The sequence below is a fragment of the Streptomyces sp. NBC_01537 genome (genome assembly GCF_045040445.1).
Taxonomy (GTDB): domain Bacteria; phylum Actinomycetota; class Actinomycetes; order Streptomycetales; family Streptomycetaceae; genus Actinacidiphila.
The window spans coordinates 6,290,910-6,309,667 of record NZ_CP109392.1; the positions used below are offsets into that span (position 1 = coordinate 6,290,910).

The window sequence follows — 18,758 nt, forward strand, 5'->3', positions numbered from 1 at the left end:
CGTGCTCCGGGTGAGATGGCCAGGGCGGGCCCTGTGGGGTCTCGGCGAGGCGGCGGTGACCTTCGGTGTCGTCGTCCTGCTGCTGGTCGCCCACCAGCTGTGGTGGACGAACCTGCGGGATCACACCTCCGCCCAGCGCCGGGTGCAGCAGCTGGAGCAGGCGTGGGGCACGGGCGCGGGGGCCGGGGCGGGTGCGGGTGCGGGTGACGGCGCCCCCGCGGCCTCGTCGGCGGCCGAGACATCGGATCAATCCGCCCCCACCCGCACCGCGTCCGCCTCCCAGGGGTACGCCGTGCTCCGCATCCCGCGCCTGGGCGTCACCGCCCCCGTCGCCGAGGGCATCACCAAGGCCAAGGTCCTCAACCACGGCTACGTGGGCCACTACCCCCGCACCGCCCAGCCCGGCCAGGCCGGCAACTTCGCCGTGGCCGGGCACCGCAACACCCACGGCGAGCCCTTCCGCCACCTCGACCGCCTCCGGGTCGGCGACACCGTCAGCGTCGAGACGGCCACCACCCGCTTCACGTACGTCGTCGTGAGGACCCTGGCCCGGACCTCCGCCCAGGACGGCACCGTGGTCGCGCCGGTGCCGTACAGCAGCTTCCACCGCTCGGCCCGCCTGAGCGGGCGGGGGTACTACATCACGCTCACGACCTGCACGCCCGCCTTCACCTCCCGCTACCGGCTGGTGGTCTGGGGGCGGCTGACATCGGCGCGGGTACGGTGACCGGAACGGTGACCAGAACGGTGACCAGAGTGTGGTCAGGGGCTTGCGCGGGCGACGCCGGGCTCGGAGGATCTGACAAGACCTCCGATGACCGTCCTCGTCGGGGTGATGCCGACCATGAATGAACGGAGTGTCCTGTGAAGCTGCTGCGAGCCGGAGCCGCCGGGGCCGAGCGCCCTGCACTGCTGGACCGCGACGGGGTCCTGCGCGACCTGTCGGCCCTGGTGACCGACATCGACGGGGCGCTGCTCGCCGACGAGTCCGCCCTCGCGCGCATCCGCGAGGAGGAGGCGGCCGGGACGCTGCCCGCGCTCGACGCGGACCTGCGGGTCGGGCCGCCGCTGGGCCGGATCGGGAAGATCGTCTGCATCGGGCTCAACTACCACGACCACGCCAAGGAGACCGGCTCGCCGATCCCGAAAGAGCCGATCCTGTTCATGAAGGCCCCGGACACGGTCGTCGGGCCCGAGGACACCGTGCTGGTGCCTCGCGGCAGCGAGAAGACCGACTGGGAGGTCGAGCTGGCGGTCGTGATCGGGCGGGAGCTGCGCTACGCGGCGTCCGCGGAGGAGGCGCTGGAGGCGGTCGCGGGCTACGCGATCGCGCATGACGTGTCCGAGCGCGCGTTCCAGATCGAGCGCGGCGGCCAGTGGGACAAGGGCAAGAACTGCGAGACCTTCAATCCGCTCGGGCCCTGGCTGGTCACGGCCGACGAGGTGCCCGATCCGCAGGCGCTCGGCCTGCGGCTGTGGGTCAACGGCGAGCTGAAGCAGAACGGCGACACCGCCGACCAGATCTTTCCGGTGGCGGAAGTCGTGCGCTACCTCAGCCAGTTCATGACCCTGTACCCGGGGGACGTCATCAACACCGGCACCCCGGCGGGCGTGGCACTCGGGCACCCCGACCCCAAGCCGTTCCTGCGGCCGGGGGATGTGGTCGAGCTGGAGATCGACGGGCTCGGGCGGCAGCGTCAGGTGTTCAAGAGCGCGTAGGGCCTGAGCGCGTAGTGCTTCCCGTCAGCGCCGCGTAGACCACGACATTGGCCGAATATGCCTGCTTCGCGCGGTCGAAGACACCGCCGCACGTGATGAGGCGGAGCTCGGGGCGGCCGTTCGAGCCGTAGACGCGGTCGGGGCGGAAGCCGGCCTTGTCGACGACCTGGACGGCCTCGACGGTGAATTCGGCGACGGTGCCGTCGGTGCGGGTGACATTGACCAGCGCGCCGGGGGCGACCGTGCTGAGGGCGTAGAAGACGGCCGGCCGGGTCGTGGTGTCGACGTGGCCGACGATGACGGCCGCGCCCTCGGAGCCGGGCGCGGGGCCGGCGCCGTACCAGCCGGCGACGTCGGGGGTGTCGTACGGCGGGGGTTCGACGGCGCCGTCGGTGGTGAGGCCGCGTACGACGACCGGGGCGTCGATGCCGACCGAGGGGATGCCGACGCGGACCGGCCGGGCGGACGGCAGCGGCAGGTGCGGGGCGTAGACGGCGGCCGGGCGCCCTCCGTTGCCGCCGTCGCCGTTGGCTGCCGCGGTGACGGCGGACGGGGCGGAGGCGGCGGAGTCCGGGCCTTCGAGGTGTACGTAGCCCTTGACCCAGGCGACGAGCAGGATCAGCGTGGCCGCGTAGCCCGCGAGGGTCCGTCCCCGGCCGTGGAGGCCTCGCAGACCTGGCAGACCTCGTATCACCGACGCTATTACCGATACCGACGCCACGGCGGCCGGTCCTCAGTCCTGGTCGCGGCCGCGACGGCGGCGGTGCAGGGCGAGCCCGGCGACCCCGGCCACGGCGAGCACGCCGGCGGCCACGGCGGCCGGGACACCGGCCTCGTGCGGCTGCCTGGCGGCGGTGTCGGCGGCGGTGTCATTGACGGTCAGTTTCGCCGTGCCGCCACCGCCTGCCGGCACCGGTGCGATGGGTGTGGACGGCACCTCGGCCCAGGGCTTGTCCCCGCCGCCAACGCCGCCTGTGCCGCCGCCGCCCCACTGCTTCTCGCCGCCGGCGTTTACGCCCCCGCCGTTTCCGCCCCCGCCGCCCCACTGCTTCTCGCCGCCCGCGCCTCCACCGCCCGCGCCTCCGCTGCCCCACTGCTTGCCGTCGCCGCCCCCGGCCGCGGCGCCTCCGCCGATCGTCAGCTGGCCCTGCGCCGCGCGCGGCAGTCCGTTGCAGTTGACGTAGACCGGGTAGGACCCGACGGCCGCGCTGGAGCTGATGACCGCCTCGGCGAACAGTCCGCCGTCCGCCGCCGGGGCGAGCTTGACCGTGGAGACGAAGGCCGTGGAGCTGACGGTGCCGGTGACGGCCCGCCCGCAGGACTGCGTACGGATGTCCAGGTCACCGCCGGCGGAGATGACGGCCGGGGTGAGGGTCATGGCCTCCTGGCCCTGGCCGCCCGGCCCGGGATAGGCCGCGCTGGCGGGCGGTGCGCAGAGCGAGAACAGTGCCACCGCCCCGGCGGCGGCGTACAGCGGGATTCGGACAGAGCCCATGGCGAACAACCTCCAGTCATCCGGGCTCACGTCATCACCCGGTATGTCGAAGGTCCGTCGCCGGGCGGGTCACCGCACGCCGGGATGGTCCGTACGAGTCAGCGCGGCGTCAGATCTCCTCCACGAGATCCGCGATCGAGTTGACGACCCGTGAGGGCCTGAACGGGTGGCGGTCTATGTCGGCCTCCGCGGTGAGCCCCGTCAGCACCAGCACGGTCTCCATCCCGGCTTCGAGTCCGGCCAGTACGTCGGTGTCCATCCGGTCGCCGATCATCGCGCTGCTCTCGGAGTGCACCCCGATGGCGTTCAGCCCGGCCCGCATCATCAGCGGATTCGGCTTGCCGACGAAGTACGGGTCCTTGCCCGTCGCCTTGGTGATCAGGGCCGCGACCGAGCCGGTGGCCGGCAGCGCGCCCTCCGCCGAGGGCCCGGTCTCGTCCGGGTTGGTCGCGATGAAGCGGGCGCCGCCGTTGATGAGGCGGATGGCCTTCGTCAGCGCCTCGAAGCTGTAGGTGCGGGTCTCGCCCAGCACGACGTAGTCCGGCTCGACGTCGGTCAGGACATAGCCGATGTCGTGCAGCGCGGTGGTGAGGCCGGCCTCACCGATCACATACGCGGTGCCGCCCGGGCGCTGGTCGTCCAGGAACTTGGCGGTGGCCAGCGCGGAGGTCCAGATGTTCGCGACCGGGACGTCCAGGCCCATGCGCGACAGGCGGGCGTGCAGGTCGCGCGGGGTGTAGATGGAGTTGTTGGTCAGGACGAGGAACGGCTTCCCGGACTCCTTGAGCCGCTTCAGGAACGCGTCCGCGCCCGGGATCGGTGTGCCCTCATGGATGAGCACACCGTCCATGTCGGTGAGCCACGATTCGATCGGCTTGCGTGTCGACATGGTGCCGGTCTCCTGTCTGGCGGTGCGGTGGCGCGGCGGTGCGGCTTTAGCCTAATCGTGGCGTCGGGCGGCGATGACCAGGGCTGCGCCGCCGAGCAGGAGCCCGGCCACGGTGAGCGCGGCGCGCTCCCCACCGGTGGCCGCCAGCTCCGGAGCCCCGCCCGGCGCCTCCTGCGGCCTCGCGGTCTCCGGCCCGGGTCCTGGCCCCGGGCCCGGTCCCGGCCATGTTCCCCGTCCCGGTGCCGGGCCGGGTGCCGATCCCGGCCCCGGTACCGGCACCGGTCCTAGTCCTGGTCCTGGTGCCGGCCCCGGCCCCGGTACCGGTCCCAGTCCCAGTCCCGGCACCGGTGTCGGTGTCGGTGTCGGTGTCGGTGTCGGTACCACGATGTCGAATTCGTACGGCTCCGACTGGCCCACCCACTCGCCGTCCGCCCCCGCGCGTTCCCGCTGCATCACAGTCGCCGACGCAGCCACATGCACCGGCCGCGTCCCGCGCCCGAAGCGCAGCCTCAGCTCCACGGCCGCGCTCTGCCGGGGCGCCAGCGCCATGCCCGGTCCGTCCTCGCCACCGACGACTCCGACGTTCTCGTCGTTGCCGGTGTGGGTCAGGGACACCGCCCGCCAGGTGCGGCTTGCCGCGTCCCGGTACTGCAGGCTGACGTTCCTGGGCGTGAGTGTCCGCTCCCGGTCCACCAGCACGATCACCGCGTGCACGTCGCGGCGGGCGGTGCGGGTGGTGTTGCTGAGGCGGACGGTGAGGCTGCGCGGCGCTTCCCCGGGGTGGTACGTCGGGCTGCCGCCGGTCAGTTGGGCGTGGACCGGGAAGTCGGCCGCGTGGGCTGCGGGCGTTGCCAGGGCGAAGGCGGTGGCGGCGAGGAGCAGGATTGGGCATCTCATATGACCGGAAGGTGCCACGCGATGCGGTTGATTCCGGGCGGGACGCGGCGGTGCGGGTCGCGATCGCACCCGTATGCCACGGCTATGACGTGGCGTTGCGGGCGAGTCCCAGCGCGTATTCGGGCCACCACGTGCCCGCGGCGGGGCCGCCCTTGCAGGGGCCGTCGGAGTCGCCGGGGCGTTTGATCCAGAGGTAGGCGTCGATGAGGGGGGAGGAGGTGCGGGTGGTGGGGGGAATGCCGAGGGCGCGGCCTGGGGGGTTGCACCAGGCTTCGTCGTGGCCGCCGGTGAGGGGGCCGCGGCCGTTGCGGCTGGTGTCGATGACGAAGTGCTTGCCGCCGAGGTCGCGGGAGAGCTCCAGCCCGTACGCGGTGTTGGCCTCGGTCGTGTAGAAGTTCGACGTGTTGAGGGCGAAGCCGTCCGCCTCCCCGATGCCGCCCCGCTGCAGCGGGGCGACGAGCTGGCGCGGGTCGCGGACCCAGCCGGCGTTGCCGGCGTCGAGGTAGACGCGGGTGCGGGGGAGGGCCTTCAGGGTCCGGACGGCGTACGTGAGCAGCGCGTAGCGCTCCTCATGGAAGCCGGCGGGGGTGCACCCGTCGACGACGTGGGTGAGGGCGTCGGGCTCCAGTATCACCGCGGCCCGGCGGTCGCCGATGCCGGAGGCGACCTTGTCGATCCAGGCGCGGTACGTGTCGCCGTCGGCGGCGCCGCCCTTGGAGTACTGACCGCAGTCGCGGTGCGGGATGTTGTAGGCGACGAGCAGGGCGTAGCGCCCGGCGGCGGTGGCCGCTTCCGTGAAGCCGCGGGCCTGGCCGGCCGGGTCGTCGATGCCGATCCATTCGGCGACGGGTTCGGAGGCGATGCGTTCCAGGAGCCTGGCGTCGCCGGCCCGGCCGTCCTTCTTCCATACGTTGACCTGGCGGGCGGCGGCGGAGTCCGGGTTGACCCAGAAGGGGGCGCCGGACATGGAGCCGGAGGCCGATGGGGCGGGTGTCACCTCCCCGTCCGGCTTCCCCGGGCCGGCGCAGGCGCCGAGCAGCGCGGCGAGCAGGCCGAGCACTGAGACGGCGCAGGCCGCCCTGCGCACCGGGCCGGTGTTGGTGCCGTACATCCACTCCCCCTTGGATGGCGGGACGAGACCGGTCATCCTCATCCTGACATACCACACCGTCAGAAGGTGGTGTACACAGGTCTGAACGGGGTCATTCGGACAACCGTCATCGCCGCCGGAGTCATCGCCCCGAGTGCGGCGGCCGTGACGTGGCGTCAAGTCGCCCTACCGTCACGCGTTCCGCTGTTCTACGCTGAAGATGGCGCGGCCCAGGACCCCCGGCTGTGCGTGACACAACCGTCCGACAGATCCGACGACGTGGGACGTGGTCCGGTCATGGCCAAGCTCGCGGCCTCTTCGCGACTCCCCCTGTCCGATCCCCGACGAACAGCGCCAGGGCCTGTCCGGCGGACCTTCTCCCGGCGCTTCCGCGCCCAACTGCCCCCGCCAATCGAGTTTTCCCAGCCTCCCTCGGCGCCGGACCACTCCCGCAGTCCGCGCGCTCACGGGTGAGGGGCCCGGCCGACGGCCTCCGGGGGGAGCGGATCCGTCGGCTGGGCTGGTTTTTTGGGAGGCGATTTCGCCTCCGCTGCGCTCAGCCGCTTTGGCTCGATCGCCTACGTCGGCCGGCGGTCCAGGGTGACCGTGCTTCCGTCCGCCGCCGACCGGCGGGCCGCCTCCAGGACGTCCAGGGCGGCCGCCGCTTCCTCGGCCGTGACCGGCGGGGCCGAGCCCTCCCGCAGGGCCTGGGCCACCGCCGGGTAGTACGCCGGGTAGTCGCCCGGGAGCGTGGGGACCGGGCGGGCCGTGTCCCCGGCGCCGAGGGTGCCCCAGGCGGATTCGGGTTCGGTGCCCCAGCCGGGGCCGGGGCGGTGGCCTTCGCGGAGGGCGGCTTCCTGGGGGTCGAGGCCGTACTTGAGGTAGCCGGCGGTGCTGCCCAGGACGCGGAAGCGGGGGCCGAGGCGGGCGGTGGTGGCGCTCATCCACAGGTGGGAGCGGACGCCGGAGGCGTGGGTGAGGGCGATGAAGGTGTCGTCGTCCACGGCGGCGCCGGGGCGGCGGACATCGGCCTCGGCGTAGACCGTGGCGGCCGGGCCGAAGAGGGTCAGGGCCTGGTCGACGAGGTGGCTGCCGAGGTCGTAGAGCAGGCCGCCGATCTCCTGCGGGTCGCCGGACTCGCGCCAGCCGCCCTTGGGCAGGGGGCGCCAGCGCTCGAAGCGGGACTCGAAGCGCTGTACGGTGCCGAGCTCGCCGTCGGCGATCAGGCTCGCGAGGGTGAGGAAGTCGTTGTCCCAGCGGCGGTTCTGGAAGACGGACAGCAGCAGGCCCCGCTCCTTCGCCAGGGCCGCGAGCGCGCGAGCCTCGGCGGCGGTGCCGGCGATCGGCTTGTCGATCACGACCGGCAGCCCGGCCTTCAGCGCGGCCTCGGCGAGCGGCACATGGGTGCGGTTGGGGGAGGCCAGGACGATCAGGTCGAGCTCGTCCGCCCGCGCCCACAGCTCGTCCGGCCCGGCCGCCACGCGTACGCCGTCGTGCTCGGCGCGGGCCTGGGCCTGGCGCTCGGGGCTGGAGGTGACGACGGTGTCCAGGACGAGGTCGTCGGCCGCCGCGATCAGCGGGGCGTGGAAGACCGAGCCGGCCAGGCCGTAGCCGACGAGGCCGACGCGAAGTGGGGTGCGGGCGGGAGACGTAACCATGCACCCCACTCAATCACGGCACGTCGATCCAGACCGCCTCGGACGGGGTGCCCTCGTCATCCGTCACGACCAGCATGTACCAGCCGGACGGGACCAGGGACGGGTCCTTGGGGACGGTGAAGGTGATGGAGCCGTCGGCGTTCTTCCTCATGTCCAGGGCGATGGACCGCTGCTCGACGTCGGTCGCGTGGGTGACCGCGCTGGGGCGCATCAGCCGGGCCGTCCTGATGGTGGCGGCGTGCTCCGTGCGGAAGGTCGCGGTGCCGCCGCGGTCGACCTGGGAGGGGCCGCCGGACAGGGCCGGCTTGGAGTCGCGGTAGAGGTACGGGGGCGTGTAGATCTCGATGCGCTGCTCGAAGAACCCGGCAGTGGTGTTGTCCTTGTCGCCGTAGAGCGGGTTGGAGCCGAAGACGGCGACCCGGCCGTCGGGCAGGAGCAGGGCCTCGGAGTGGTAGTCGCGGCCGACGGCCGGATCGGCGGCCGGGGTGAAGGCGTTGGACACCGGGTGGTAGATCTGGGCCTTCAGGATGTCGCTGGCGCTGCGGCCCCGGTAGTCCCGGGAGCCGCCGGTGGTGAGGACGGTGTCGTCGGGCAGCAGGACGCTGTTGATGTAGCGGGTGGGCTCGGGCAGGTCGGGGCCCGCCGTGTACGCCGGGTGGGCGGCGGTCAGGTCGACGATCGCGGTGCGGCTGGTGGAGGACTTCGACTCGCCGACCCCGCCGCCGCCCAGGACCATGACCTTCTGGTCCTGGGCGGGCGCCAGCAGGACCGAGCCCGCGGTTTCGAGGTCCTTGGCGTCGCTGATGCCGGGTACGGGCTTGAAGGTGTTGGTGCTCAGGTCCCAGATGCCGGGGACGCGGCCCTTGTCGGCGGGGCCGTAGCCGGCGTTGGCGCCGGAGTAGAAGATGTTGCCGCCCCGGGTGAGGAAGAGGGCTGGGTAGGTCGGGAAGTAGCGGGTTTTGGTGTACGTCCACTTCCGCGTCTTCGGGTCGAAGATCTCGTTCTTGCCGGGGACGACCTGGCCGATGTCGTCCAGCCCGGACACGGCCAGCACCTTGCCGTCGGCGAGGGTGACCAGGGTCGGGTACCAGCGGGCCTCGTTCATCGGGTCGACGGTGATGTACCGCTCGGCGACCGGGTCGAACTCGTAGGCCTCCTTGATCCCCTGGAAGTCCTTCTTGTCCATGCCGAGCTTGGTGGCGAGGCCGTAGAGGTTGTCCCGGTCCTTGCCGGTGAGGCCCTGGATCTCGTACTGGGCGGCGGTGTTGACGATGCCGCGCTCGCCCTTGACCTCGGACTCGACGAAGACCCGGGCCGAGCTGGCGGTGACGGTGACCCTGCCGGTCCTGGCGTCCACAGTCTTCTTCGCGCGCGGGACGTTGACCGGGAAGTCTGCGTGGAACCGCCTCCCGTTCTCGTTGTTGACGAAGACGGTCCCCTGGGGAAAGGCCCTGGGCCGGTCCGGGTCCTCGTTCTTGACGATCATCTCGCCGCCGGCTCTGGTCACATCGCCCTTGAGCTTCTCGTAGCGGGCGGTGCCGCCGGCGACCAGCAGATTGCCGTTGGGGAGCTGGACATGGCCGGCGCAGAACATGTCCTTGGGGGTGTCGATCTCCTTGAAGGTGTTGTTCGCCGGGTCCCACAGGACGCTCTGGAAGGTCTTGGCCTTGAAGTTCTTCTCGTCGTTGCCGGAGCCCGCGATGAGCAGCACCTTGCCGGTGTGCAGCAGGGCGGCGTGGATGGAGTTGATCCGGAACCGCTCGGGGACCTCCAGCAGGTCCCAGTGGCCGTACGCGGCCTTGTACTCCGGCTGGTTGATCTTGTAGTCGTGGTACTTCGCCTCGCTGTAGCTGAAGACCGCGGGGGCGTTCATCCCGGCGAGCACGGACACGGCGGCTCCTCCGACGACCAGTTTCCGCAGTCGCCGGCTGGGTCGGTACGTCATCTACGGCTTGCCCCCTCGGGCTCCTCGGGCTCGCGGCCGGATCAGTGACAGGGACCAGACGGCGATCGGCGCGACCGTGATGACCAGCGCCAGCGTCGCCCAGGTGCGCATCGCGACATGCGTGTGGTGGTTGAAGAAGCTCGCCGCGAGCGAGCCGCCGAAGACCAGCAGCCAGAAGAGGTGGGTACGGAAGGTGGAGAACAGCCGGTCGGGGCTGGCCGAGTCGCCCTTGGGGGTGACCACGAAGCGGCTCTTGCGGCGCAGCAGTGCGTCGAGCAGCGAGCGGGCGTAGATCGGGGCGGACAGCGCCGACATCACCATGCCGGCCGCGCCCGAGGAGCCCTCGGGCTCATGGGGGCTGACGTTGTGTCTGCGGTTCCAGACGTACAGGCCGATCTGGAGAGCGGCGGCGTCGCTGTAGAGCATCATCCAGACCTCGGAGTCGATCTGGATCCCTGATGCGCCCAGGCCCAGGAACAGGGCGCAGCTCAGGCCGCCCAGCAGCCAGTTGACGGCGGTCATCGGGTAGTAGACGACCATCAGGCTGTAGTTGAGGAGCTTGCCGGGGGACAGGGTGAAGGGCGCCTTCCAGAACTGCTTGAGCACCGTCTCGTACGTGCCCCGGCTCCAGCGCAGCTGCTGCGTGAAGAAGTCGGTCCAGGAGGTCGGGCCCTCGCCGACGGCCAGGACGTCCGGGGTGTAGACGGAACGCCACTTGCGGCCGGTGAAGGGGTTGCGGTGGCGGTGCAGTTCGAAGCCGGTGGCCATGTCCTCGGTGATCGAGTCGTACAGGCCGCCGATGCCCTTGAGAGCGGAGATCCGGACCGCGTTGTTGGTGCCGACGAACATCGGGGCGCCGTAGGCGTTGCCGGCCCGCTGGATCAGCGCGTGGAAGAGGAACTGCTGGCTCTCGGCGGCCTTGGTGACGGCCGAGTCGTAGTTGCCGTAGACCTGGGGGCCGACGACGAAGGCGATGTCCGGGTCGCGGAAGTAACCCAGCATCCGCTCAAGGAAGTTGGGCAGCGGTATGTGGTCGGTGTCGACGGAGGCGAAGAACTCGTAGTCGTCGCCGTGCGCGTCCAGCCAGGCGTTGTAGTTGCCGTGCTTGGTCCTGGCCCGGAAGGGGCCCGTGTCCTGGTTCCACTTCCGCACGCCCTTGCGGCTGAAGTGCCGTACGCCGAGCCGGGCGCACAGCTCCCTGACCGCCGGGTCGTCGCCCTCGTCGAGCAGCCATATGTGCAGCAGCCCGCGGTGCCGGAGCCGGGTGGCGGCCTCCAGCGTGGCCCGCACCATGGCGAGAGGTTCCTTGCCGGGGACGAAGGTCGTCACGAATGCGACTGCGGTGCCTGTCTCCGGGACCACCGGTATCGGGTCGCGGGCGACGAGCGTGGCGTGCGCGTTGGAGGTGACATTGATCAGCCGGAAGACCTCGATGAGCCCGATCGACACCAGCATCACCGTGTCGCACACCGTCATCCACCCGGGGGCGCCGCCCCGGTGGGTCCAGTGCGCGGGCTGCATCAGCCAGACCAGTAGCACCACCGAGAGCACGGGCGCGGCGCCCAGGAGCAGGGCCGCGCGTATGCGGTGCGGCTCGTCGGCGAGCAGGCTGCGGTATTTGACTCGATATGGCCGGTCGTCGGGCGCTTGTGTCAGCGGGCCGGACAGGCGGCTGTAGTGCTCGTAGTCGTAACGGGGGCCCGGGCCGGCCGAGTGGCCCTGGGGCTGCCGCTGCCGGGGAACGGTGGGATGGGTGGTCGTGGTGGAGTACTGCTGGGCGCCGGTCGGTGTCGGCGTCATGAATGCTCCCCCCGAAGCATGGGTGCCGTATCTCTTACGGCCAGGGCGTCCCCGGGAACAGCGGCCCCCACCCCCGGGACGTACATGTGAGTGGAGTGGTGCGTGGGTTGTATGAGGCTGGCTATGTCTCAGTCAACGACCGCACCACCCGCTCGGTAACGCCTTGCGCAGAACTCCTCTCGATCCGATCATTCCAACTGATGTACGGATAGTTCCGATTGGCGTTACATGTCCTTGATCTCCAGACTCCAGTAACGCTGCTCTTGATCGCAAGGCGCGAAACCAGATGGAAACGGGCGTATGCACTCTTTGAGACAGCGTGCGGTTCTCAGCGCACCTCAGTGCGCCCTCAGCGCACCTCGGCTGTCCGGCTCAGTCTCAAGTCGCCTGCCGACGCCCCGAGATGGACCGCCCGGCGGCCCGTGCCCAGCACCCAGCCGTGGGCGGCCGGGTCCCAGGAGGACAGCACCCGGGCCGGGACGCGCAGGGTGACCGTGCGGGCCTGCCCGGGGGCGAGGGTGAGGCGGCGGTATGCGGCCAGGGCGACGCGAGGCTGGGGGAGTGTGAGGTCGGGGGAGGGGCCGACGTAGATCTGCGGGACGTCGTCGCCGGTGCGGCGGCCGGTGTTGCGCACGGTGAAGGTGACGCGCAGTCCGTGCCGCCCGTCGGGTTCGGCCGTCAGGCGGGAGTAGCTGAAGCGGGTGTACGACAGCCCGTGCCCGAAGGGGAAGAGCGGGCGCACCTTCTGCGCCTCGTACCAGCGGTAGCCGATGTCGACGCCCTCGCTGTACCGCTCCTCGCCGTCAACGCCCGGATAGCGGTGCGGGTCGCCCGCGACGGGATGCCGGCCGTCGCTGACCGGGAAGGTCTGGCTGAGCCTGCCCCCGGGATTGGCCTCGCCGAACAGCAGGGCGGCGGTGGCGGCCGCGCCCTCCTGCCCCGGGTAGTACATCTGCAGCACGGCGGCCGTGCGCGCGAGCCATGGCATGGCCGAGCAGGACGAGGTGTTCAGGACGACCACGGTGCGCGGGTTGGCGGCGGCCACCGCCTCGATCAGGGCGTCCTGATGGCCGGGAAGCCCGATGGTGGTGCGGTCCAGGCCTTCGGTGGCGTCCTCGTACGCGAAGACCACGGCCGTGCGGGCGTGCCGGGCCGCGTCCGCCGCGGCCGCGACGTCCTCGGCGCGGGAGGCGCTGGTGATCCTGGCGAGGCGGAAGGTCTGGGCGGCGGTGGCGGTGACGCTCAGCCTGTGCGTACCGGCGGTGAGCCTGATCGCCTTGCGGCGCACGCTCAGCCCGTCGGGCGTGGTGGAGATCAGCCCGCCGCTGAAGAACTCCCCGTATCCGGGGGCCTGGGGGAACAGCTCGTCCCCGCCGTCCAGCACGACCTTCGGGCGGTCGGGGTGTGCGCCGGTGTAGTGGATGAGGAAGGTCCACTCGTCGTCCTGCGGGACCCTCACATCGATGTCGTGGCTGTAGCCGCCCGTCCCGGCCGGGATCGTGTGCTCGAAGAACACCCGGCCGTAGATGTCCTCGCCCAGTGCGTACGTCACCTTCCCGGCTCTCGCCCGGATCGCGTCGAGCGGGCTCGCCGCCGCGTCCGGCACGACATGCGCGCTGCCGCCCCCGCTCACGAACGGCACCTTCGCCGTCGGCCCGATCACCGCGACGCTCCGGGCGGCGGCGCCGGTCAGCGGCAGCGCCTCCCGCTCGTTGCGGAGCAGTACGCCGCCCCGGGTGGCCACCTTCAGCGCCGTACGGGCCCCGGCGGCCGCGTCACGGGCCGGGCGCGGCGGGATGCCCCGGGGCGCGAGCAGCCCGAAGCGGTCCATGACGGTCAGGATCCGGCGCACCGAGCGGTCGACGAGCGCCTCGGGCACGGTGCCGTCGGTGACGGCCTTCTTCAGCGCGTCCCCGAAGTACGTGCCGTCGGGCATCTCCATGTCCAGCCCGGCCCTGATGGCGGCGGCCGTGCTGTGAGCGGCGAACCAGTCCGTCATCACCCAGCCCTCGAACCCCCACTGCTCGCGCAGCACGGTGGTCAGCAGGTACGGGTTCTCGCAGGCGAAGGTCCCGTTGACCTTGTTGTACGCGCCCATGACCGCTCCGGCGCCGGCCTGGATGGCGGCCTCGAAACCGCGCAGTTCGGTCTCGTGCATGGTCTGCTCGTCCACGACCACGTCGATCGACTGGCGTTCGTACTCCTGGTTGTTCATCGCGAAGTGCTTCACGGTCGCGATCAGGCCCTCGCTCTGGATGCCCCCGACCTCCGCCGCGACCATGTCCGAGGCGAGCAGCGGGTCCTCGCTGAACGTCTCGAAGTTGCGGCCCGCGTACGGGGTCCTGATCAGGTTCACCATCGGCGACAGCAGTACGTCCTGCCCGAGCGCCCGGCCCTCCCGGCCGATCACCCGACCGTATTCGCGGGCCAGCGCAGGGTCGAACGCCGACGCCAGCAGCGCCGGCGCCGGCAGCGCGGTCGCGTGCGCCGTCACCCGGACCCCGGCCGGGCCGTCCGACAGCCGCAGCGGCGGGATTCCCAGGCGCGGCACGCCGGGGATGTAGCCCGCCTGGCCCAGCGGGGCCGGGTCGGTGGCGCCGTGCAGGAAGGTGAGCTTCTCGTCGAGCGTGAGCTTCGCCAGGAGCTGACTGACGCGTCTGGCGTCCGCCGCTCGGGCCGGGCTTGCGGTTGCGGCTGTTGCGGCCACTACGGCGATGGCTCCGCCGAGGAGGCGGAGAGCGGTGCGGCGGGAGACGGGTACGGATGCGGATTCGGATGCGGGTGCGGGTGCGGGTGCGGGTGCGGGCATGCCGGGGCTCCTTCCCAGAAAGCTGATCCTTCATCAGCTACCAGGGGAGAGGCCAGAAGTCACGTCCCCATTCAGCTCGATCCGAGCGCCGTCTTCATGATCGACTTGGCGATCGGCGCCGCCAGCCCGTTGCCGCTGACCTCCGAGCGGGCCGCCCCTGACTGCTCGACCACGACCGCCACCGCGACCTCCTTGCCGTCGCTGCCCTTGGCGTACGACACGAACCACGCGTACGGCGTGCCGCTGTTGTTCTCGCCGTGCTGGGCTGTGCCGGTCTTGCCGCCGACCTCGACGCCGGGGATCTGAGCGTTGGTGCCGGTGCCGTTCTGCACGACGTTGACCATGGCCCGCTGGAGCTGCTCGGCGGTGTCCTTGCTGACGACCCGGGTGGTGTCGCCGTCCGGGAAGGACTCGATGGTTTTGCCGTTGCCGTCGGTCACCTTGGAGACCATGTGCGGGGTGGCCAGCTCGCCGCCGTTCGCGAGCGCCGCGACGACCATCGCCATCTGCAGCGGGGTGGCGGTGTCGCTGAACTGGCCGATGCCGGACAGTGCGGTCTGCGGCTGGTCCATGCCGGTGGGGTAGACGCTCTCGGCGGCCCAGACCGGGACGTAGAGCCGGCCGGTGTCGAAGCCGAACTTCTTGGCGGTGGCCGCGACCTTGGCCTGGCCGAGCTGGACGGCGATCTTGGCGAAGACGGTGTTGCAGCTGTACTGCAGGGCTGTCTGGATGCTGGCGTTCTCGCAGGGGGCGGCGGTGTTCTCGTTGGTGATCGGGGTGCTGGTGCCGGGGGCGGTGTACGGAGAGGGGGTGTCGGTCTTCTCCGTCACCGAGTCGTACAGGCCGTTCTCCAGCGCGGAGGCCGCGACGACCAGCTTGTAGGCGGAGCCCGGCGGATAGGTCTGGCGCAGCGCCCGGTTGAGCAGCGGGTTGCCGCTGTCGTTCTTGAGCTTGGTGAAGGCGGCGCCGTCCGAGCTGCCGCTGATCGCCGACGGGTCGTAGGAGGGCGTCGAGACCACCGCGAGGATCTCGCCGGTCGCCGGGTCGATCGCGACGGCCGCGCCCTTCTTGGAGCCGAGCCCGGAGTACGCGGCCTTCTGGACAGCGGGGTCGATGGTCGTGACCACATCGCCGGCCTCGGAGGCGGTGCCGGTGAGGGCGTTCTTGACGGACTTCAGACGGCTGTCGGTGCCGTCGAGGATGCTCTGGTAGGCGCCCTCCAGCTGGGTCGCGCCGAGGAGCTGCGAGCTGTAGCCGGTGACGGCGGCATACAGCGGGCCGTCGGTGTAGGTCCGCCGGTACTTCATGTCGGTGCCGGTGGTGGCCTTGGAGCCGGTGACCGGCTTGCCGGCCACGATGATGTCGCCCAGCGGGTTCGCGTACTGCGCGATGATGTTCCGCCGGTTGTGCTTGTCGTCCGCGAGGGCCTTGGCGTCCACGGCCTGCACCCAGGTGACGCGCACCAGCAGTGCGAGCACCAGGAGCAGGCAGAAGACGGAGGCGCGCCTGATCGTCGTATTCATAGCCGTGGGTAAGAACGGGTGAATCGGGGCCCGGGGTTCCGGACGGAGGGCACAGGGTTCCCACAGCGGTGAATATCCTCTTATGTTCGCCCCCGCCCTGGCCGCGATCACCACCACCTGGCGGCGCACGCTCCTGGTCGACGCGGTCGGGCTGTTCGCCAGGCCACTCCGTCGCCGAGGCCGCCCAGCGAGCCCTGCTGCGCCCGCCGCGCAGATCGGCGGGGACCTGTACGCGGTGCTGGACACCCCGTACGGCGTAAGGGCCCTGGTCGGCGACGTACGCGGCAAGGGGCTGGACGCGGTCCAGACCTCGGCGGTGGCGCTCGGCTCGTTCCGGGAGGCGGCCTATGACGAGGGCGGGCTGATGCGGGTGGCGGAGTGGGTGGACGCGAGCGTGAGCCGGCATGTGGACAGCGAGCTGACGGGGGAGTTCACGACGGCGCTGTTCGCGCAGTTCCGGGAGCCGGGCGAGGTGGAGCTGCTGCACTGGCCCGGCGTTGTCCTCGTCCTGTGCACGGACGGCGTCATCGAGGCGCGCGGCCCGGCGGGCGGCGAGTTCTATCCGCTGGCGGAGCGCGCCGGGGCGCTGCTGGTGGGGGCCGCGGACGATCTGGAGGCGGCGGTCGAAAAGCTCTGCGCCGACCTCGTCGGACACGCGGGCGGCGCGCTCCCGGACGACGCCGTCCTGCTGCTCCTGGCCCGAGGGAATTTCTAGCCCGTCCGGCTGAGCCGGGCCAGCAGCAGTGCCACGTCGTCGTCCGGGGCGCGGTGGAGCGCGTCCAGGACGAGGTCGCAGGTCTGCTCCAGCGGGCGGTGGTCGCCCTCCAGGAGGGCGAGGAGGGTGCGCAGGCCCACGTCGATGTCACGGCGGCGGTCCTCGACGAGGCCGTCGGTGAAGAAGGCGAGGAGGGCGCCCTCGTCGAGGGTGTGCTCGACGGTGTGGAAGGGGACGCCGCCGACGCCGAGCGGGGCGCCGACGGGGATGTCGAGCAGCCGGGCGTGGCCGTCGGACGGGATGAGGACGGGCGGCAGATGGCCGGCGCTGGAGAAGACGCAGTGGCCGGTGCGGGGGTCGCAGACCGCGTAGACGCAAGTTGCGATGGTCTCGCTGCCCAGGGTGACGGGGATGTCGTCGAGGTGCCGCAGCAGCTCGTCGGGGGCGAGGCCGAGCTGGGCGAAGGCGCGGGTGGCGGTGCGCAGCTGGCCCATGATGGCGGCGGCCTGGACGCCCTTGCCCATGACGTCGCCGACGATGAGGCCGACCTTGCCGTCCTTGAGCGGGAGCACGTCGAACCAGTCGCCGCCGACCTCGCTGACCGCCGGGAGGTAGCGGAAGGCGATCTCCATGCCGTCGATCTCGGGGGGCTGCTGGGGCAGCAGGCTGCGCTGCAGGGCGAGGGCGGTCTCGCGCTCGGCGGCGTAGAGGCGGGCGTTGTCTATCGAGATGGCCGCGCGGGCGGCGAGTTCACAGGCCAGGGTGCGGTCCTCGTCGCTGAAGGGCCGCGGGTTCTGCGTACGGAACAGGCTGAGGGTGCCCAGGACGTCGCCGCGGGCGATGAGCGGGGCGGCCAGATACGAGTGCGCGCCGGAGGCGAGCAGCACCTCGGCGGCCTCCTCGTTGCGGGCGATCCGCCGCATCGTGCTGCTGTCGACCTGCCGGACGAGGACCGGCTTGCCCTCGCGGACGCTCCTGGTGATCAGCCGGGTCGGGCCGTACGAGGCGAGCTCGCCGATCGGGTCGGCCGCGCTGATGCCGTCGTCGGCGTTGCCCGCGGCGACGGCCAGGGCGCGGAACTGGGCGGAGCCGTCGGCGGCCATGACCGAGTCGGAGGAGCTGCGGCCGTTGATCACCGAGTCCAGGACGTCCACCGCCGCCATGTCGGCGAGCCGCGGGACGACCACGTCGGCCAGCTCCAGCGCGGTCTGCGTCAGGTCCAGGGTGGTGCCGATCCGGGTGCCGGCCTCCGCTATCACCGCGAGGCGGCTGCGGGCCTCGGCCACCTCGTTGGTCTGCCGGACGCGCTCGGAGATGTCGACGGCCGAGGCCGCCAGGCCCAGGATCTGCCCGCTGGGGTCCTCCAGGCGGTGGAAGGAGACCGACCACGCGTGGTCGGTGTCCGGGTCCGCCCGGGTCCGGCCGATCAGCTGCTGGTCGATCAGCGGCCGGCCGGTCTCCAGCACCTGCCGCAGCGCGCTTTCGACCGCGTCGGCGTCCACCCCGGGCGCGATCTCGCTGACGCTGAGCCCCAGCATGTCGGCGGCCGCGATCCCGGTGATCTCCTCCTCGGCCCGGTTGGCCCGCACCAGCCTGAGGTCGGTGTCGAAGACGGCGACCCCGATCGGCGACTGCTCGACCAGGCTCGCGGAGATCGCCAGGTCGGTCTCCACGCTGCGTACGGTGCTGACATTGGCGCCCATGCCGAGGGCGTAGATCCGGCCCTCGACATCGTCCATCCGCATGTTGCGGAACTCCAGATGCCGTGTCGACCCGTCCTTGAGCCGGACCGGGAACACCCCCGCCCACGGTTCTCCCGCCGTGACCTGCTCGAACAGCTCCACGACCCGGTGGAGGTTCTCCTGGGCGACCAGCATCGCGCCGCTGCGCCCGAGCACCTCTTCCGCCGCGTAACCGAACAACTGTTCGGCCTCGGGGCTCCACAGGGTGATCCGTCCGCCGTCGTCCAGCACGAACGCGGCGATCCGCAGGACGTCCAGCAGCCCGCCAGGCGCGGCGGCGACGTCGTGCGATTCCTGCCCCGACTGCTGCGCCCGCTCCGCCTGTCCTGCCTCGCCGACCCTGGCCCCGAGGTCGTGCGTCCGCATACCGGTCTCTTTTCTGACTTCCTTGCCGCTTCAGGCCCCCGAAGCGGTGTGGTTCCTGCCGGGCAAGACCCGCCGGACAGGCCCTTGGGAGCGTAGCCGCCGCCCGCCTT

General features: G+C 71.6%; 14 protein-coding genes. 3 read left to right on the top strand and 11 right to left on the bottom strand.

What is annotated here, in order from left to right:
* The first annotated feature begins 10 nt into the window (after positions 1-10).
* Both OG607_RS29040 and OG607_RS29045 read left to right on the top strand, forming a co-directional pair.
* Positions 11-727 (top strand): class E sortase, encoded by a 717-nt coding sequence (locus OG607_RS29040; protein WP_405729702.1) that lies wholly within the window; start codon positions 11-13, stop codon positions 725-727.
* Positions 728-864: 137 nt separating this feature from the next.
* On the top strand, positions 865-1,719 hold the full coding sequence (locus OG607_RS29045) for a fumarylacetoacetate hydrolase family protein (RefSeq protein WP_405729705.1): 855 nt from the start codon (positions 865-867) through the stop codon (positions 1,717-1,719).
* Here the strand turns inward: OG607_RS29045 and OG607_RS29050 are convergent.
* The 10 genes from OG607_RS29050 to OG607_RS29095 all read right to left on the bottom strand — a co-directional run bounded on the left by OG607_RS29050 (position 1,706) and on the right by OG607_RS29095 (position 15,825).
* Positions 1,706-2,413, bottom strand: a complete 708-nt coding sequence (locus tag OG607_RS29050; protein WP_405729708.1) for a class F sortase — start codon at positions 2,411-2,413, stop codon at positions 1,706-1,708. The two genes, OG607_RS29045 and OG607_RS29050, sit on opposite strands and share 14 nt — an antisense overlap.
* Before the next feature lie 39 nt (positions 2,414-2,452).
* A complete protein-coding gene (locus OG607_RS29055) occupies positions 2,453-3,214 on the bottom strand; it encodes a hypothetical protein (protein ID WP_405729711.1) in 762 nt (253 codons plus the stop codon).
* Positions 3,215-3,323: 109 nt separating this feature from the next.
* The gene (locus OG607_RS29060) at positions 3,324-4,103 is read right to left on the bottom strand and encodes an HAD-IIA family hydrolase (RefSeq protein WP_405729714.1); all 780 of its coding nucleotides are present in this window, start codon (positions 4,101-4,103) and stop codon (positions 3,324-3,326) included.
* Between the two features lie 51 nt (positions 4,104-4,154).
* Positions 4,155-5,000, bottom strand: a complete 846-nt coding sequence (locus tag OG607_RS29065; RefSeq protein WP_405729717.1) for a hypothetical protein — start codon at positions 4,998-5,000, stop codon at positions 4,155-4,157.
* An 82-nt stretch (positions 5,001-5,082) separates the two neighbouring features.
* Entirely contained in the window at positions 5,083-6,111 is a 1,029-nt protein-coding gene (locus OG607_RS29070) for a glycoside hydrolase family 6 protein (protein WP_405737125.1), read from the bottom strand.
* 557 nt (positions 6,112-6,668) lie between these two features.
* Positions 6,669-7,748 (bottom strand): Gfo/Idh/MocA family oxidoreductase, encoded by a 1,080-nt coding sequence (locus OG607_RS29075; protein WP_405729720.1) that lies wholly within the window; start codon positions 7,746-7,748, stop codon positions 6,669-6,671.
* 13 nt (positions 7,749-7,761) lie between these two features.
* On the bottom strand, positions 7,762-9,693 hold the full coding sequence (locus OG607_RS29080; RefSeq protein ID WP_405729723.1) for a galactose oxidase-like domain-containing protein: 1,932 nt from the start codon (positions 9,691-9,693) through the stop codon (positions 7,762-7,764).
* Positions 9,694-11,493 carry a glycosyltransferase family 2 protein gene (locus OG607_RS29085; protein ID WP_405729726.1) on the bottom strand — a complete coding sequence of 600 codons (1,800 nt, stop codon included), beginning with the start codon at positions 11,491-11,493 and terminating at the stop codon, positions 9,694-9,696.
* A gap of 349 nt (positions 11,494-11,842) precedes the next feature.
* Complete coding sequence (locus tag OG607_RS29090; protein ID WP_405729729.1) at positions 11,843-14,302, bottom strand: beta-glucosidase; 2,460 nt, start codon at positions 14,300-14,302, stop codon at positions 11,843-11,845.
* Positions 14,303-14,373: 71 nt separating this feature from the next.
* The gene (locus OG607_RS29095) at positions 14,374-15,825 is read right to left on the bottom strand and encodes a peptidoglycan D,D-transpeptidase FtsI family protein (protein ID WP_405729732.1); all 1,452 of its coding nucleotides are present in this window, start codon (positions 15,823-15,825) and stop codon (positions 14,374-14,376) included.
* A gap of 82 nt (positions 15,826-15,907) precedes the next feature.
* On the opposite strand from OG607_RS29095, the gene OG607_RS29100 reads away from it, so the two are divergent.
* Entirely contained in the window at positions 15,908-16,540 is a 633-nt protein-coding gene (locus tag OG607_RS29100; protein WP_405729735.1) for a PP2C family protein-serine/threonine phosphatase, read from the top strand.
* Here the strand turns inward: OG607_RS29100 and OG607_RS29105 are convergent.
* The gene (locus tag OG607_RS29105; protein WP_405729738.1) at positions 16,537-18,648 is read right to left on the bottom strand and encodes a SpoIIE family protein phosphatase; all 2,112 of its coding nucleotides are present in this window, start codon (positions 18,646-18,648) and stop codon (positions 16,537-16,539) included. The genes OG607_RS29100 and OG607_RS29105 overlap by 4 nt on opposite strands.
* Positions 18,649-18,758 lie beyond the last annotated feature (110 nt).